General features: G+C 61.8%; 14 protein-coding genes. 10 read left to right on the forward strand and 4 right to left on the reverse strand.

The genetic code is table 11. The annotated features are described in order from the left end of the window. Positions 1-63: 63 nt before the first annotated feature. Positions 64-1377, reverse strand: coding sequence for an ATP-binding protein (locus HBO24_RS06990; protein WP_057437058.1), 1314 nt, complete (start codon positions 1375-1377; stop codon positions 64-66). A gap of 116 nt (positions 1378-1493) precedes the next feature. Continuing rightward, the gene (gene ompR, locus HBO24_RS06995) at positions 1494-2234 is read right to left on the reverse strand and encodes a two-component system response regulator OmpR (RefSeq protein ID WP_032856582.1); all 741 of its coding nucleotides are present in this window, start codon (positions 2232-2234) and stop codon (positions 1494-1496) included. Between the two features lie 334 nt (positions 2235-2568). On the opposite strand from ompR, the gene HBO24_RS07000 reads away from it, so the two are divergent. From HBO24_RS07000 to tauD, 7 genes are all read left to right on the forward strand, one after another. Beyond that, positions 2569-4905: a Tex family protein gene (locus HBO24_RS07000; RefSeq protein ID WP_170059475.1), complete on the forward strand. Its 2337-nt coding sequence runs from the start codon at positions 2569-2571 to the stop codon at positions 4903-4905. Next, on the forward strand, positions 4905-5288 hold the full coding sequence (locus HBO24_RS07005; protein WP_057437056.1) for a PaaI family thioesterase: 384 nt from the start codon (positions 4905-4907) through the stop codon (positions 5286-5288). The genes HBO24_RS07000 and HBO24_RS07005 overlap by 1 nt, the downstream gene beginning before the upstream one ends. 215 nt (positions 5289-5503) lie before the next feature. After that, positions 5504-7087 carry a glutamate--cysteine ligase gene (gene gshA / locus HBO24_RS07010; RefSeq protein ID WP_169990608.1) on the forward strand — a complete coding sequence of 528 codons (1584 nt, stop codon included), beginning with the start codon at positions 5504-5506 and terminating at the stop codon, positions 7085-7087. 244 nt (positions 7088-7331) lie between these two features. Further along, complete coding sequence (tauA, locus tag HBO24_RS07015; RefSeq protein WP_057957996.1) at positions 7332-8309, forward strand: taurine ABC transporter substrate-binding protein; 978 nt, start codon at positions 7332-7334, stop codon at positions 8307-8309. A 16-nt stretch (positions 8310-8325) separates the two neighbouring features. After that, complete coding sequence (gene tauB / locus HBO24_RS07020) at positions 8326-9105, forward strand: taurine ABC transporter ATP-binding subunit (protein ID WP_170044768.1); 780 nt, start codon at positions 8326-8328, stop codon at positions 9103-9105. Beyond that, positions 9102-9929: a taurine ABC transporter permease TauC gene (gene tauC, locus HBO24_RS07025; protein ID WP_170059476.1), complete on the forward strand. Its 828-nt coding sequence runs from the start codon at positions 9102-9104 to the stop codon at positions 9927-9929. Before tauB ends, tauC begins: the two co-directional genes overlap by 4 nt. Positions 9930-9941: 12 nt before the next feature. Further along, a complete protein-coding gene (gene tauD, locus HBO24_RS07030; RefSeq protein ID WP_057437048.1) occupies positions 9942-10778 on the forward strand; it encodes a taurine dioxygenase in 837 nt (278 codons plus the stop codon). A gap of 49 nt (positions 10779-10827) precedes the next feature. Here the strand turns inward: tauD and betT are convergent, their stop codons facing one another. Both betT and epsC read right to left on the reverse strand, forming a co-directional pair. Beyond that, the gene (gene betT / locus HBO24_RS07035; protein ID WP_162947780.1) at positions 10828-12792 is read right to left on the reverse strand and encodes a choline transporter BetT; all 1965 of its coding nucleotides are present in this window, start codon (positions 12790-12792) and stop codon (positions 10828-10830) included. Positions 12793-13184: 392 nt separating this feature from the next. Continuing rightward, positions 13185-14111 (reverse strand): serine O-acetyltransferase EpsC, encoded by a 927-nt coding sequence (epsC, locus tag HBO24_RS07040; protein WP_057957992.1) that lies wholly within the window; start codon positions 14109-14111, stop codon positions 13185-13187. 166 nt (positions 14112-14277) lie between these two features. Between epsC and HBO24_RS07045 the strand changes: the two genes are divergently transcribed. The 3 genes from HBO24_RS07045 (at position 14278) to tcyL (ending at position 16907) form a co-directional block, all read left to right on the forward strand. After that, positions 14278-15270: a D-cysteine desulfhydrase gene (locus HBO24_RS07045; RefSeq protein WP_057437042.1), complete on the forward strand. Its 993-nt coding sequence runs from the start codon at positions 14278-14280 to the stop codon at positions 15268-15270. Positions 15271-15447: 177 nt separating this feature from the next. After that, on the forward strand, positions 15448-16242 hold the full coding sequence (gene tcyJ, locus HBO24_RS07050) for a cystine ABC transporter substrate-binding protein (protein WP_057437040.1): 795 nt from the start codon (positions 15448-15450) through the stop codon (positions 16240-16242). Next, complete coding sequence (gene tcyL / locus HBO24_RS07055) at positions 16242-16907, forward strand: cystine ABC transporter permease (protein WP_170059477.1); 666 nt, start codon at positions 16242-16244, stop codon at positions 16905-16907. Before tcyJ ends, tcyL begins: the two co-directional genes overlap by 1 nt. Positions 16908-16909: the final 2 nt, after the last annotated feature.

A 16909-nucleotide genomic window follows, 5' to 3' on the forward strand; every position in this document is an offset into this window, starting at 1 on the left:
TCAACATCACTGTTAGTTTTTTTCGCAGGCAAACCAGCTCCCACATTTGATTTTCGTCGTGGCTTAGACCGCATCCCTTGGCAACATCAGCCCCAACGGCAAGCGCACCCGCGCTTCCAGCCCGCCATCGGCACGGTTGCGCAGCTCAACATTGCCACCATGCATCGAGGCAATCCGCCGCACAATCGCCAGCCCCAGGCCGGTGCCTTTGCCACCACGGGCGCGGTCGCCACGGGTGAAGGGGTTGAAAATGCCCTCCAGCTCCGCAGGATCAATCCCGGCGCCACGGTCCATGACACTCAGCACCACATAAGGCGCGTTGGTGTCACCAGACACATAGGCGGCGACTTCCACCTCGGTGCCCGCATGATGCAAGGCGTTGCCGATCAGGTTGTTCAACAGGCGCTTCATCGAGACCCGGCGCAACGCAAAGGGCTGGATCGGCTCCAGGCGCATATGTACCTGCTCGCCATTCTGGTTATAGGGCGCCACGACCTCGCGGACCAGGTCGGTCAGGTCCACTTCTTCCACCACTTCATCGCGACCATCGCGGATAAACGCCAGGAACTGGTCGAGAATCGCGTCCATGTCTTCGATATCACGGACCATGTCATCGGTCAGGTCGGTGTGGTTACCCATCAGTTCCAGGGACAGGCGCAAGCGTGTCAGCGGCGTGCGCAGGTCGTGGGACACCCCGGCCAGCATCAGCTCACGCTCGCGACCGGCCTGTTCGACATCCTCGGCCATCTGGTTGAACGCGCTATAGACCTCGGTCATTTCGCTGGGCGTATCGCTGATCGGCAGGCGCACGCTGCGCCCCTGCCCCAGTTGCCTGGCGGCGAACACCAGGCGCTTGAGCGGCTGGTTGAGCTGGCGCACGAAAATCCAGGCCGACGCGGTGGAAAGCAGGCCGATAGCCAGGAACCAGCCGAGTACGTTCCAGATCTTCTGCCCCCGCAGCGGGTGCGGATACAGCGGAACCTTGATCCATGCATCGCCCAGGCTCGGCGCGCGCACCCAGAGGGCGGGTGATACATGCATGCGCAAGCGCACCTCGGTGTCTTCACCCAGTTCGGCCTGCATCTGGCGCTGGTAGATCTCGCTGTAAGGCCAATGCTGCTCGCCTTCCGGCACGCCAGCCCCATCCACGCGGGTCAACGTCGACGCCTTGGCGACTTTTTCGCGGTTCTCGGGATCCACAGCCCAGTAGCCACGCAATGTCAGCGCAACACCATGGCTGTACTGCCGGTCCACCAGCACGTCTTCGTTCATCAACAGATAAACGAGGGTCAGCGCCTTGGAAAACAGCACGACGATCAGCACCAGCCAAAGGGTGCGGGAGAAGAAACTTTGGGGGAACCACAGCGGGGTTTTCATAGAAGACAGCTAGACACCTGGCAAGAGCGAGCCACGCTCGCAGAATTGCAGACGCCGGGCATCCGGCCGACCCCTTGGGATCGAACTCCGGAATACCCGCATGTGCAAATCATCGATTACTTGGTTGCCGTGCCATCCGGCACAAACACGTAACCCACGCCCCACACTGTCTGGATATAACGCGGCTTGGACGGATCCGGCTCGATCATCCGGCGCAGACGGGAAATCTGCACATCGATGGAGCGCTCCAGGGCGTCCCATTCACGACCACGGGCCAGGTTCATCAGCTTGTCACGGGTCAGCGGTTGGCGAGCGTTCATCACCAGCGCCTTGAGCACCGCGAATTCGCCCGTGGTGAGCATGTGGACTTCTTCGCCACGCTTGAGCTCACGGGTAGCCAGCGACAGCTCGTAGTCACCAAAGGTCACGCTTTCATCTTCGCTGCCTGGCGCGCCCGGTACGGGAGCCGCCTGGCGACGCAATACGGCCTTGACCCGCGCCATCAGCTCGTCGGGGTTGAATGGCTTGGCCAGGTAGTCGTCGGCGCCCAGTTCCAGACCCTTGATACGGCTCAGCTCATCGCCCTTGGCGGTCAGCATGATGATCGGGATCTGGTTGTTGGTGCTGCGCAGGCGCTTGCAGGCGGTCAGGCCGTCTTCGCCGGGCAACATCAGGTCGAGCACGACCAGGTTGAAGACTTCGCGCCCGAGCAGGCGGTCCATCTGCTCGGTGTTCGGCACCGCGCGGGCACGGTAGCCCTTGGAGGTGAAGAACCGCTCCAGCAGGCTGCTCAGCCCCGGATCGTCATCAACGATGAGAATTTTTTCGCCTTCAGCAGTTTGTGCAGTGCTGCTCATTGGATGCTCCTCTTATCTGGCGCGCATTATGGCTTAGCTGCCGTTATACGCACGGTACGCATTGTTAGCAGATTTTTCTCCAACCACCAGTGCGCCGGCGCCTGGCGCAATCCCCCCAAGAACGGATCGCTGGTTATAATGCCGCGCCTCAGTGCCGGGCAATACCGTGGCCGGCCTGGTGTTTTTTCATCTGCTTGTCGTGACTTTTTCGATTTCGAGGGTCAATAGGCTGCCTCTTGACCCAGGCAGCGGCGCCAGTCGGGCCGCTCAACCAGCCGCGCAGAGCCTTGTTTTCCGGGCCTGCGCACTGCTTTCAAGAATTTCAGGTGGTTTTATGGACAGCATCAACAGCCGCATCGCCGAGGAACTCGGTGTACGCCCACAACAGGTCGAAGCGGCCGTCGCTCTACTGGATGAAGGCTCCACCGTGCCCTTCATCGCCCGTTACCGTAAAGAAGTGACCGGCAGCCTCGATGATATCCAGCTGCGGCATCTGGAAGAGCGCCTGCGCTACCTGCGAGAACTCGACGAACGGCGTGTCAGCATTCTCGCCAGCATCCAGGAGCAGGGCAAGCTGACCCCGCAACTCGAACGCGATATCAAGCTCGCCGACACCAAGACCCGCCTCGAAGACTTGTACCTGCCGTACAAGCAGAAGCGCCGCACCAAGGGCCAGATCGCCCTGGAAGCCGGCCTCGGCGAGCTGGCCGACGGTCTGTTCAACGACCCGTCCCTGACCCCGGAAACCGAAGCCGCGCGCTTTGTCGATAGCGAAAAAGGCGTGGCCGACGTCAAGGCCGCCCTCGAAGGCGCCAAGTACATCCTCATGGAGCGTTTCGCCGAAGACGCCAACCTGCTGGAAAAATTGCGTAACTACCTGAAACAGGAAGCCACCCTCAGCGCCCGCGTGATCGCCGGCAAAGAGGAAGAAGGCGCCAAGTTCCGCGATTACTTCGAGCACGACGAACCACTGAAAAGCATGCCGTCCCACCGCGCCCTCGCCATTTTCCGCGGCCGCAACGAAGGCATTCTCAGCTCCGCGCTGAAGGTCGGCGACGAACTGCCGGGCACCATGCACCCGTGCGAAGGCATGATCGGCCAACAATTCGGCATCCAGAATCAGAATCGTCCTGCGGATAAATGGCTCAGTGAAGTCGTGCGCTGGACCTGGAAGGTCAAGCTCTACACCCACCTGGAAACCGACCTGCTGGGCGAGCTGCGCGACGGCGCCGAGACCGAGGCGATCAACGTATTCGCCCACAACCTGCACGACCTGCTGCTGGCCGCTCCGGCCGGCCCGCGCGCAACCCTGGGCCTGGACCCGGGCCTGCGCACCGGTTGCAAGGTCGCCGTGGTCGACGCCACCGGCAAGCTGCTGGACCACGCCACCGTGTACCCGCACGTGCCGCACAACAAGTGGGACCAGACCATCGCCATCCTCGCCGCCCTGTGCGCCAAGCATGCGGTAGACCTGATTGCCATCGGCAACGGCACCGCCAGCCGCGAAACCGACAAGCTGGCCCTGGAGCTGATCAAAAAATACCCAGGCATGAAAATGACCAAGGTCATGGTCTCCGAGGCGGGCGCTTCGGTGTACTCGGCGTCGGAACTGGCCTCCAAGGAGTTCCCGGACCTCGACGTGTCGATCCGTGGCGCGGTGTCCATCGCACGCCGCCTGCAGGATCCACTGGCCGAACTGGTGAAGATCGACCCTAAATCCATTGGCGTCGGCCAGTACCAGCACGACGTGTCGCAGCTGAAACTGGCGCGCGGCCTGGATGCAGTGGTGGAAGACTGTGTGAACAAGGTCGGCGTCGACGTCAACACTGCCTCGGTCGCCCTGCTGGCGCGGATTTCCGGCCTCAACTCCACCCTGGCGCAGAATATCGTCACCCATCGCGATGAAAACGGCGCGTTCAAGACCCGAGCGGCGCTGAAAAAAGTCGCACGCCTTGGCGAAAAAACCTTCGAACAGGCCGCCGGCTTCCTGCGCGTGATGAACGGTGACAACCCGCTCGACGCCTCGGCAGTCCACCCGGAAGCCTATCCGCTGGTACAGCGCATCGCCGCTGAAACCGACCGCGATATCCGCTCGCTGATCGGCGACGCCGCGTTCCTCAAGCGCCTGGATCCGAAGAAGTACACCGACGAGACCTTCGGTGTGCCGACCATCACCGACATCCTGCAAGAACTGGAAAAACCGGGTCGCGACCCGCGTCCGGAGTTCAAGACCGCCGAGTTCCAGGAAGGCGTCGAAGACCTCAAGGACTTGCAACTGGGGATGATCCTCGAAGGCGTGGTGACCAACGTGACCAACTTCGGCGCATTTGTGGATATCGGTGTGCATCAGGACGGTTTGGTGCATATCTCCGCGCTTTCAGAGAAGTTCATCAAGGATCCGCGTGAAGCGGTGAAGGCCGGGGATGTGGTCAAGGTCAAGGTCATGGAAGTGGATATCCCGCGCAAACGCGTGGGCCTGTCGATGCGCATGAGCGATACCCCCGGCGAGAAAATCGACGGTGCCCGTGGCGCACGCCCGGGTTCAGCACCGCGCCAGTCGCAAAACCGTTCGGAAAACACTGCACCGCGTAAGGAAGCCACCACCGCAGCCCCGGCCAATAACGCCATGGCTTCGCTGTTCGCCAACGCCAAGCAGTTGAAAAAGCGCTGATGGAGCTGCCAGCCGGCTTGACCCACAGCGCCTTCAGCGAGCTGCTCGGCTGCCGTCTGCAACGCCTGGACCAAGGCGTTGCCGAGGTTGCCCTGAGCCTGGAGCCACAATTGCGCAACCGCGCGGGCAAGCTCCATGGCGGGGCGATTTTCAGCCTGGTGGACATTGCCATGGGGCTGGCCTGTTCCAGCTCCCACGGTTTTGACCAGCAGAGCGCGACCATCGAGTGCAAAATCAACTACATCCGTGCCGTGTCCGACGGTGACGTGCTGTGCACCGCCCGGGTCATCCACCCCGGCCGGCGCACGCTGGTGGTCGAGGCCGAGGTGTATCAGGACGAAAGACTCGTCGCAAAAGCACAAGGCACCTTCGCTGTCCTATAGCTCCCTGTCATCAATTTGGGTTAATTTCGGCGCTGCGAAAACAGCGTCGGAATTTTCTTCCTGCGCGATAGCCAAATTCAGGGAATGAAGTCGGCACTTTCAGAGCAGGTTGTTCCGGCTCGAAAACCAGGCGATAACGCCAGTTTTAACTTCACCCTTGTAGACCGTCTTGCCCACCCCCATATTGGGGCGACTGACGCGTGAAGGAATCCAACTTGAGCGAACTTCTCAACCGCCGCCTGGCTCTGCTCGGCAAGCGCGAACACCTCTCTTTGCTTGAGCACTGCCTGCACGGCATCGAGCGAGAATGCCTGCGTGTCACCGGCGAAGGCCGCCTGGCTCAAACGCCGCATCCAGAGGCCCTGGGCGCCGCATTGACCCATGAGTCGATTACCACCGACTATTCCGAGTCGCTGCTGGAGTTCATCACGCCGGCACTGCCCAACCCGGCAGATACCCTGCGCAGCCTCGACAAAATTCATCGTTTTGCCTACAGCAAGCTCGGCAACGAGTACCTGTGGAGTCCATCGATGCCGTGCCCGTTGCCGGCCGAGGAAGATATTCCGATTGCCTACTACGGCACCTCCAATATCGGACAGCTCAAATACGTGTATCGCAAGGGCCTGGCCCTGCGCTACGGCAAGACCATGCAGTGCATTGCCGGTATCCACTACAACTTCTCCCTGCCGGAAGAGCTGTGGCCGTTGCTCAAGGAAGCCGAAGGCTTCGTGGGCACCGACCGTGACTACCAGTCCACGGCCTATATCGCGCTGATCCGTAACTTCCGCCGCTACAGCTGGCTGCTGATGTACCTGTTCGGTGCCTCGCCAGCCCTGGATGCGGGTTTCCTGCGCGGGCGTTCCCACCAGCTGGAACAGTTCGATGCCGACACCCTGTACCTGCCCTATGCCACCAGCCTGCGCATGAGCGATCTGGGTTACCAGAGCAACGCCCAGGCCGGCCTGACCCCTTGCTATAACGATCTGGCCAGCTACACCGACAGCCTGCGCGAAGCGGTGGCAACGCCCTACGCGCCCTACGTCGAAGTCGGCACCCACAAGGATGGTGAGTGGGTACAGCTCAACACCAACATCCTGCAGATCGAAAACGAGTACTACTCCAACATCCGCCCCAAACGCGTGACCTACACCGGCGAACGGCCGATCCAGGCGCTGATGGCCCGTGGCATCCAGTACATCGAAGTGCGCTGCCTGGACATCAACCCGTTCCTGCCGATGGGCATCGACCTGCCGGAGTCGCGCTTCCTCGACGCGTTCCTGCTGTACTGCGCGTTGGACGACAGCCCGCTGTTCGAAAACAACGAGTGCGGCAATGCCACGTCGAACTTCCTCAGTGTGGTCAAGGAAGGCCGGCGGCCGGGGCTGCAATTGCAGCGTCGCGGCCAGGCGGTGGAAATGAAGGAATGGGCCGCCGAACTGCTGGAGAAAATCGCCCCGCTGGCTGCCCTGCTGGACCAGAGCCAGGGCATCAGCGAACACAGCCTGGCACTGGATGCCCAGTTGGCGAAGATCCAGGATTCGTCCCTGACCCCGTCGGCCCAAGTGTTGGCCGCTATGCAGGAGCGCAAGGAAAGCTTTGCGCAGTTCTCCCTGCGTCAGAGCGAAGTGCATGCCGAGTACTTCCGTAGCGAGCCGTTGCCGGCAGACGAGCAGGCGCGTTTTGAAGAGCTGGCGCGTACATCGCTGGCGCAACAGGCGGAGCTGGAGCAGAACGAAGTGGGCGATTTCGACGTGTTTGTCGGGGCGTACCAGGCGAGCATCCTGGCGATCAGTAACTGACGCCATCCGATGCCCCCAGTGGGAGCTGGCTTACCTGCGATGAGGCCGTCACATCCAAATAAGATGTCGGCTGTTACACCGCTATCGCAGGCAAGCCAGCTCCCCCATTAATTTCATGGCCCTGAAGCTCTGTTTGCACTTTTCTCCTCATAAGCTAATTCGAAAAGGTTATTTATTTTCGGATTCTTAGATCATTTAGTCTCCTCACACGCCAACGTCTGGCCGCCTGATGAGGAGCTTCTCCATGCTACGACCTTCCCCTTTACGCCTCCTGGCGGCCCTGTCCCTGGCCGGCGCCAGCCTGTTTGCCCAGGCGGCCGACGTGACCATCGCCTACCAGACCACCGTTGACCCGGCCAAAGTCGCCCAGGCCGACGGCGCTTATGAAAAAGCCACGAACGCCACTATCGACTGGCGCAAATTCGACAATGGCGCCGATATCATCGCCGCCATCGCGTCCGGCGATGTGCAGATCGGCTACCTCGGCTCCAGCCCGCTGACCGCAGCCATCACCCGCAAAGTGCCGGTGCAGACCTTCCTCGTCGCCACCCAGATCGGTGGCGCCGAAGCCCTGGTGGCGCGCAACGGTTCCGGGATCAACAGCCCGCAGGACCTGATCGGCAAGAAAATCGCCGTGCCGTTTGTTTCCACCGGCCACTACAGCCTGTTGGCCGCGCTCAAGCACTGGAACATCGACCCGTCGAAAGTCACCGTACTCAACCTCGCCCCGCCGGCCATCATCGCCGCCTGGAAGCGTGGCGATATCGACGCCACTTATGTCTGGGATCCGGCCCTGGGCGTGGCCAAGGAAAACGGCAAGGTGCTGATCACCTCGGGCGAACTGGCCAAGTTCGGCGCGCCGACCTTCGATGCCTGGATCGTGCGTAAGGACTTTGCCGAGAAGCACCCGGAAATTGTCAGCGCCTTTGCCAAAGTCACCCTTGATGCCTACGCCCAATACCGTAAAGACCCACAAGCCTGGCTGGCCGATAAGGGCAACGTCGACAAACTGGTGAAGCTCTCCGGCGCCAAGGCCAGTGATATCCCGCTGCTGCTGCAAGGTAACGTCTACCCACTGGCCGCCGACCAAGTGACGCTACTTGGCGCCCCGACCACCAAGGCCGTGACCGATACCGCCGCGTTCCTCAAGGAACAAGGCAAGGTCGAGGCCGTGCTGCCGGACTACGCCCCTTACGTCAGCGCCAAGTTCATCACTAACTGATCAGGAGTTCATCGCGATGGCCTTGCTACAGCTGGAGCGCATCAGCGCACAGTACCCAGGCGCAACCACGCCCGTGCTGGCGGATATTTCCCTGACCCTCGGCCCCCAGCAATTGCTGGTGGCCCTCGGCCCTTCCGGCAGTGGCAAGACTTCGCTGTTGAACCTGATTGCCGGCTTCGTCGAACCCAGCGCCGGACGCATCACCCTCGATGGCGTGCCCGTGCAAGGCCCGAGTGCCGAGCGTGGCGTGGTGTTCCAGGACGACGCCCTGCTGCCCTGGCAAGACGTGCTGGCCAATGTCGGCTTCGGCCTGGAGCTGGCCGGTGTGCCCAAGGCCCAGCGGCAGGTCCGCGCCCGGGAAATGCTTGCCCTGGTGGACCTGGCCGGCTTTGACAGCCGGCGCATCTGGCAGCTGTCTGGCGGGCAGAAACAACGCGTCGGCCTGGCCCGCGCCCTGGCTGCCGACCCACGGGTGCTGCTGATGGACGAACCTTTCGGCGCCCTCGATGCCTTCACCCGTGAACAGATGCAGGAGCTGCTGCTACAAGTCTGGCGGCGCACGGCCAAGCCGGTATTCCTGATCACCCATGACATCGAAGAAGCGGTGTTCCTCGCCACCGACCTGATTCTGCTGGCGCCCAACCCCGGGCAAATCGTCGAGCGCCTGAGCCTGGACTTTGGCCAGCGTTACGCGGCCGGCGAGTCGGCCCGTGCGATCAAGTCCGACCCACGGTTTATCGAAACCCGCGAACACGTGCTGAGCAAAGTGTTCTCGCAACGGCAGGAGTCCGCATGAGCAGTTATGAAATCCCGGCCACCGCCGTCAGCCCAGCCACCCCCGCGCTGCGCCGCAACCTGAGCACACGCTGGATCAGTGGGCTGACCCTGGGTGCGCTGCTGGCGCTGTGGTGGACCGTGACCGCCAGCGGGCTGATCGAGCCGCTGTTCCTGCCGCCTCCGTCTGCCGTGCTGCAAAAAGGCTGGCTGCTGGCGACCAGCGGCTATATGGACTCCACCCTCTGGCAGCACCTGGGTGCCAGCCTTGGCCGTATCGGCCTGGGCCTGGGCTTTGCAGTGCTGACCGCCGTGCCGATCGGCATTGCCATCGGCGCCAACCGCATCGCCCGCGGCATTCTCGACCCGCTGATCGAGTTCTACAGGCCGATCCCGCCGCTGGCCTACCTGCCCTTGATCGTGATCTGGTGCGGCATCGGTGAGCTGTCCAAGGTGTTGCTGATCTACCTGGCGATCTTCGCCCCGATTGCCATCGCCACCGCCACCGGCGTGCGCACGGTCGACCCGGCCAAATTGCGCGCAGCGCAGTCCCTGGGCGCCACACGGGCGCAGTTGATCCGTCATGTGATCTTGCCCAGCGCCCTGCCCGATATCCTTACCGGCGTGCGCATCGGCCTGGGTGTCGGTTGGTCGACCCTGGTGGCCGCCGAGTTGATCGCCGCCACCAGCGGCCTGGGGTTCATGGTGCAGTCAGCCGCGCAATTTTTGGTCACCGACGTGGTGGTACTGGGCATCCTGGTGATCGCGCTGATCGCCTTTGCCATGGAAATGGGCCTGCGCGCCCTGCAGCGTAAATGGGTGCCTTGGCATGGCCAGGCCCACTAGGAAGAGAACAACATGAGCCACCTGACCGTTACCCCCTTAAGCACCGCCCTGGGCGCCCAGATCAGTGGCGTCGATATCACCCAGGCGCTGAACCTCGAACAGCGCGACGCCATCGAGCGCGCGCTGCTCCAGCATTCGGTGCTGTTCTTTCGCGACCAGCCGATCACCCCGCAGCAGCAAGCGCGCTTCGCGGCGAATTTCGGTGACCTGCATATTCACCCGATCTACCCCAACGTGCCCGAGCAGCCTGAAGTGCTGGTGCTCGACACCGCCGTCACCGACGTGCGCGACAATGCCATCTGGCACACCGACGTGACCTTCCTGCCCACCCCGGCCCTGGGCGCGGTGCTCAGCGCCAAGCTGCTGCCGGCCTTTGGCGGTGACACGTTGTGGGCCAGCGGTATTGCGGCCTACGAGGCACTGTCGGAACCGATGAAGATTTTTTTGACCGGCCTGACGGCAACCCATGACTTCACCCGCTCGTTCCCTCAGGAACGTTACGGCAACACCGCCCAAGACCTGGCCCGCTGGGAAGAGGCGCGCAAAAAGAACCCGCCCCTGTCCCACCCGGTGATCCGCACCCACCCGGTCAGCGGGCGTAAATCGCTGTTTGTCAGTGAGGGTTTCACCAGCAAGATCAACGAACTGGAGCCGGCCGAAAGCGAAGTCATCCTCAAGCTGTTGTTCGCCCACGCCACTCGCCCGGAATTCACCCTGCGCTGGCGCTGGCAAGCCAACGACGTGGCCTTCTGGGACAACCGCGTGACGCAGCACTACGCCGTGGACGACTATCGGCCACAGCGGCGTGTGATGCATCGGGCGACGATTCTGGGTGATGTGCCGTTCTGATCCGACACGCCCTGTAGGCGCCGGCAAGCCGGCGCCTACAAAGGTTGCATCAGCGGACCAGATGCAGGAACTGCAAGTGCCGTTCGTACTGGTCGAGGATGTCGTTGATGATCTGCTCCTTGGTGTAGCCCACCAGGTCGTAATCCTGGCTGCCTTCGCTCAAGTGCACTTCCGCGCGGTAGTAGCGACGGTTGTTGATTGCCTTGGAGCCCAGGCCACCGAGGGCAAAGGACGGCGTGAAGTAGCCGCGCATCTGCACCTGATAGACAAACGGGCGCTCTTCGCCGTGGCCGATTTCCAGGCTGACACTGTCGTTGGACGGGTCAGGCTGGGTGACGACATTCAGGCCCTTCTCGACAAACACTGCCGTCACTTCTTCAATCGCCGGGCGTACCGTGGTTTCGAGGAAGCGGTACACCTCATCGCGCGACGGGAAATGCACCGCCTGGCTCAGGCGCTGGCGCCAGCCGCCACGGCCCCTGCGGGAGGCCGCCGAGACGGGTGCCAGGGAATGCATCCGGGCGATCTGCTTCTGCGATTCGAGGTAGAACGCCTTGTGCAGCCCCCACATCATCAACAGCAGGATCAACGAGAACGGTAACGACGTCAGCACCACCGCCGACTTGAGCGAGTCAATGCTACCGGCGAACAGCAAGGCGCTGGTCACCAGCGCGGTCATGGCGCCCCAGAACACCCGCAGCCACTTCGGCCCGTCTTCATCGGCATTGCCGCCCTTGGACGACAGGGTCGACAGCACCACGGTGCCGGAGTCGGCCGAGGTGACAAAGAACACAAAACTGATAAACACCGTGACCGCGATGACAGTCTTGCTCCATGGATAGGTTTCCAGCAGCAGGTACAGGCTCATCGACGGGTTGTCGATGGCCGACTGCCCCAGCGCCGCCATGCCGTGGTTGAGCACCTGATCAATCGCACTGTTGCCGAAGATCGACATCCAGGCCAGGGTGAAACCCAGGGGGATCAGGAGCACGCCGAAGACAAATTCGCGGATGGTCCGGCCACGGGAAATGCGTGCGATAAACAGGCCCACGAACGGCGACCATGCGATCCACCAGGCCCAATAAAACACGGTCCAGCCGCCGAGCCAATCGCTGGGCTCGTTGTAGGCGTAGACGTCAAAACTCTTGGTCGGCAGTGCGCCAAGGTAGTCACCGATGTTCTGGATCAGGGTGTTGAGCAAATGCTGGGTGGGCCCGGCGAACAACACAAACAGCAGCAGCGCACAGGCCAGCAGCATGTTGATGTCGGACATGACCCGCACGCCCTTGTCGACACCGGCCACTGCGACCAGGATCGCCGCGCCCATCATCAGGGTGATCAGGCCGACCTGGATCCATTGGGTGTGGGCGATGCCGAACAGGTAGTCCAGGCCCGAGTTGAGGTGCAGCACCCCAAAACCCATGTCCGCTCCCAGGCCGAACACCGTGGCGATAATGCCGAAGCCATCCACCGCATAGCCGATGGGGCCATTGATGCGCTTGCCGATCAGCGGGTACAGCGCCGAACGCAAGGCCAGCGGCAGGTTATGCCGGTAGGCGAAGTACGCCAGGGCCATGCCGACGAACGCAAAGACGCCCCAGCCATGCAGGCCCCAATGCAGGAACAGCACCTGCATGGCCTGGCGCGCCGCGTCGGCGTTCAAGGCCTCGCCCTGGGGCGGTTGCACCAGGTGGGTCAAGGGTTCCGAGACGCAGAAGAAAAACAGCGTGATGCTGATCCCGGCGGCAAACAGCATGCCGGCCCAGGACAGGTAACTGAATTCGGGCTCGTCGTGGTCGGCACCGAGTTTGATCTTGCCGTAGCCAGACAACGCGGTGACCACCACGAAGACCAGATACAGGGTCATCGCCAGCATGTAGTACCAGCCGACCGTATTGGCCGCCCAGTTTTGCGCGGCCAGCAACCAGGCGCCGGCCTGCTCGGGGATCGCGATTACGGTGACACCAAACAGCAGGATGAAGCTGGCGGCGAAGTAAAACACCGGTGCATTCATACGCACCTGGCCGCTTGAAGGAACAGACGATGCACTCATGAACGGTGCACCTCGAGGGTATTGGATGTGGCTGTATAAAACGGACTCAGCAAAGGTAAGCCTCCTGTTGTGAGCGGGCAGCGAACCACCGGTTTAACTTGAACGAACGTTCAAGTTAAACATGGATAGGCGGTCTGGGACTAATCGCAGGGCTGAGTGGTAGGTAATTCCTACACTAGCTCAAGGAAGGGTATGACGTGTGGGAAAGGTAAAACGTTCAGCGATTGCTTGCCTAAATTGAAATGCCATCCCCTGTGGGAGCGGGCTTGCCCGCGATAACGGAGTGTCAGGTTAGAGGTATTTGACTGGCCTACCGTCATCGCGGGCAAGCCCGCTCCCCCATCAGGTCGTCGCTACTTCTGCGTCCCGTCATCATGCTGCAAGTTCGCCTGCGTGATATTCGCCCCCGCCGGCACGCTGCGGGTCAGCCACACGTTGCCGCCAATGGTCGAACCCTTGCCGATGGTGATTCGCCCCAGGATCGTCGCCCCGGCGTAGATCACCACATCGTCCTCGACAATCGGGTGGCGTGGATGGCCCTTCTGCAACTGCCCATCTTCATCCGCCGGGAAACGCTTGGCGCCCAGGGTCACCGCCTGATAGATACGCACCCGCTCGCCAATGATCGCCGTTTCGCCAATCACCACACCCGTGCCGTGGTCGATAAAGAAGCTCGGGCCGATCTGCGCGCCTGGGTGAATGTCGATGCCGGTGGCCGAATGCGCGATTTCCGCGCTGATCCGCGCGAGCAGAGGCAGCCCGGCGCGATACAAATGGTGGGCCAGGCGATGGTGGATTACCGCGAGGATGCCCGGATAGCACAGCAGCACCTCATCCACCGTGCGTGCAGCCGGATCCCCGTGATAGGCCGCCAGCACATCGGTGTCCAACAAGCTGCGCAGCGCCGGCAAAGCCAGGGCAAAGTCCTGGATCAAGCGGATGGCCAGGGCATCGACTTCCTTATCGGCATTGCCGCCCTGGCGCGCGGCATAGCGCAACTCCAGGCGGGCCTGGGCGAGCAAGGCGTTGAGCGCCACATCCAGGGTATGGCCGACGTAGAAGTCCTCACTTTCCTCACGCAGATCCACCGGGCCCAGGCGCATCGGGAACAGCGCACCGCACAGCGCTTCAAGAATTTGCGCCACGGCCTCGCGCGACGGTAACTCGCGACCGCCCTGTTCGCCGCTGACCCGCCCATTGCGGGTACGCCACTGATCCCGGGCGCCGCGCAACTGGCTGACGATGGTCTGTAACTGCCAATGACTGGAACGCTCACTCACGGTATTCCCTCCTGAGGTAATGGCCACACTTTACGGTATGCAACCGGGCGGCCCTTAAGAACCAATGGTGCGATGCTAATAACACTTTGGCATAAGCATCTGGCGGTTGCCCCGGCAAAAAGCCCTGCCTATAGTCCTCCCCATCTTCTATTACCCGTGCGTAACCATGATCAAACAACAGCTCGACCGTTTTAATCGTCTGAACCTGCTGGGCGGCGCCACCGCCCTAGAAAAACTCGAACGACTGTCGACCTGGCTGGGCCGTGATATCTACATCAAGCGCGATGACACCACGCCGCTGGCCATGGGCGGCAACAAGCTGCGCAAACTCGAATACCTCGCCGCCGATGCCCTGGCCCAAGGCGCCGACACGTTGATCACCGCCGGCGCGATCCAGTCCAACCATGTGCGCCAGACCGCAGCCCTCGCCGCCAAGCTGGGCCTGGGCTGTGTCGCCCTGCTGGAAAATCCCACGGGCACCGACGACCCCAACTACCTGGGCAACGGCAACCGCCTGTTGGTCGAGTTGTTCGACGCCAAGGTCGAATTGGTCGAAAACCTGGACAACGCCGACGAGCAACTCAACGCTCTGGCCGAACGCCTGCGCAGCAACGGCAAAAACCCCTACATAGTGCCCATTGGCGGCTCCAACGCCCTGGGCGCCCTGGGTTATGTGCGGGCAGGGCTGGAACTGGCCGGGCAGATCGAAGACAGCGGCCTGCAGTTCGCGGCAGTGGTCCTGGCCTCCGGCAGCGCCGGAACCCACAGCGGCCTGGCCCTGGCGTTGAGTGAAGTGCTGCCGGACTTGCCGGTGATTGGCGTCACCGTGTCGCGCACCGACGAAGCGCAACGGCCCAAGGTTCAAGGCCTGGCCGAGCGCACGGCGCAGTTGCTGGGGGTGGCGGTACCCGACGCCTTCAACGTGATTTTATGGGACGAATACTTCGCCCCGCGCTACGGCGAACCCAACGCCGGCACCCTGGCGGCAATCAAGCTGCTGGCAAGCCAGGAAGGCCTGTTGCTGGACCCGGTCTACACCGGCAAGGCCATGGCCGGGTTGCTCGACGGTATCGGTCGCCAGGCCTTCGCTGAAGGGCCGATTATCTTCCTGCACACCGGCGGCGCGCCGGCGTTGTTTGCCTATGACTCAGTGTTCTGATTGGACACATTGAATCTCTACTTCATATGCAAAAATGGAATATAAAGTTTAATTTATATTATTTTTAACGCTTTCAAACTCGCCCTATAGTCGCGCTCCCACACACCGCGTTTTTAGGGCAGGATACGACCACTGCGTCACCTGCTTCGCTCACCATAAAAAACACAGGGGCTTGTCATGACTATTTCTGTACTGCGTCGCACGTTGCTGGTTGGCACATTGGGCCTGGCGCTTGGCGCCGGCTTGCTGGGCCAGGCAGTTGCCGGCGAGCAACTGGGCAACATCAAGAAGGCCGGCGAGATCAAGATCGGCCTGGAAGGCACCTACCCACCGTTCAGTTTCGTCGATGAAAACGGCAAGCTCAGTGGCTTTGAAGCCGAGCTGTCCGAAGCCCTGGCCAAGGAACTGGGGGTCAAGGTCAAGCTGCAGGCTACCCCGTGGGACGGCATCCTCGCCGCCCTGGAATCCAAGCGCCTCGACGCAGTGGTCAACCAGGTGACGATCTCCGAAGAGCGCAAGAAAAAATACGATTTCTCCAAGCCCTACACCGTCTCCGGGATCCAGGCGCTGACCCTGGCGAAAAACGTCGACACCATCAAAACCGCCGACGACCTGGCCGGCAAGAAAGTCGGGGTGGGCCTTGGCACCAACTACGAACAATGGCTCAAGGACAACCAGCCCAAAGCCATCATCAAGACCTATAACGACGACCCCACCAAATTCCAGGACCTGCGCATTGGCCGTATCGACGCGATTCTGATCGACCGCCTGGCGGCCCTGGAATATGCGAAAAAAGCCAAGGACACCGCCGCTGCCGGTGAAGCCTTCTCCCGCCAGGAAGCCGGGATTGCCCTGCGCAAAGGCGAGCCTGAGCTGCTTGAGGCGGTCAACCAGGCCCTCGACAAACTGCGCGCCGACGGCACTTTGAAGAAGCTGTCCGAGAAATACTTCAACGCTGACGTCACCCAATAATGGAAGCAGGTTTCCAACTCGCGCTCGATTCCGCGCCCTTTCTGCTCAAGGGCGCGTACTACACGGTGATTCTCAGCCTCGGCGGGATGTTTTTCGGCTTGCTGCTGGGCTTCGGCCTGGCCTTGATGCGTCTGTCGCACTTCAAGCTCTTGAGCTGGACGGCCAGGGTCTACGTCTCGTTCTTTCGCGGCACGCCGTTGCTGGTGCAGCTGTTCTTGATCTACTACGGCTTGCCGCAGGTGGGCATCGAGCTGGATCCGATCCCGGCAGCGATGATCGGCTTCTCGCTGAACATGGCGGCCTATGCCTGTGAAATCCTGCGCGCCGCCATTGCCTCCATCGAGCGTGGCCAGTGGGAAGCTGCCGCCAGTATCGGCATGACCCGCGCACAGACCTTGCGCCGGGCCATCCTGCCGCAGGCGATGCGCACGGCCCTGCCGCCCCTGGGCAACAGCTTTATTTCGCTGGTAAAAGACACGGCGCTGGCCGCCACCATCCAGGTGCCCGAGCTGTTCCGCCAGGCCCAACTGGTATCGGCACGCACCTTTGAAATTTTCACCATGTACCTGTCCGCGGCCCTGATCTACTGGGTTCTGGCCAGCATCCTGGCGCATTTTCAGAATCGCCTGGAAGACCGGGTCAACCGGCATGACCTGGAGTCTTGAAG

Source organism: Pseudomonas sp. WS 5410 (genome assembly GCF_012985645.1).
GTDB lineage: Bacteria > Pseudomonadota > Gammaproteobacteria > Pseudomonadales > Pseudomonadaceae > Aquipseudomonas > Aquipseudomonas shahriarae.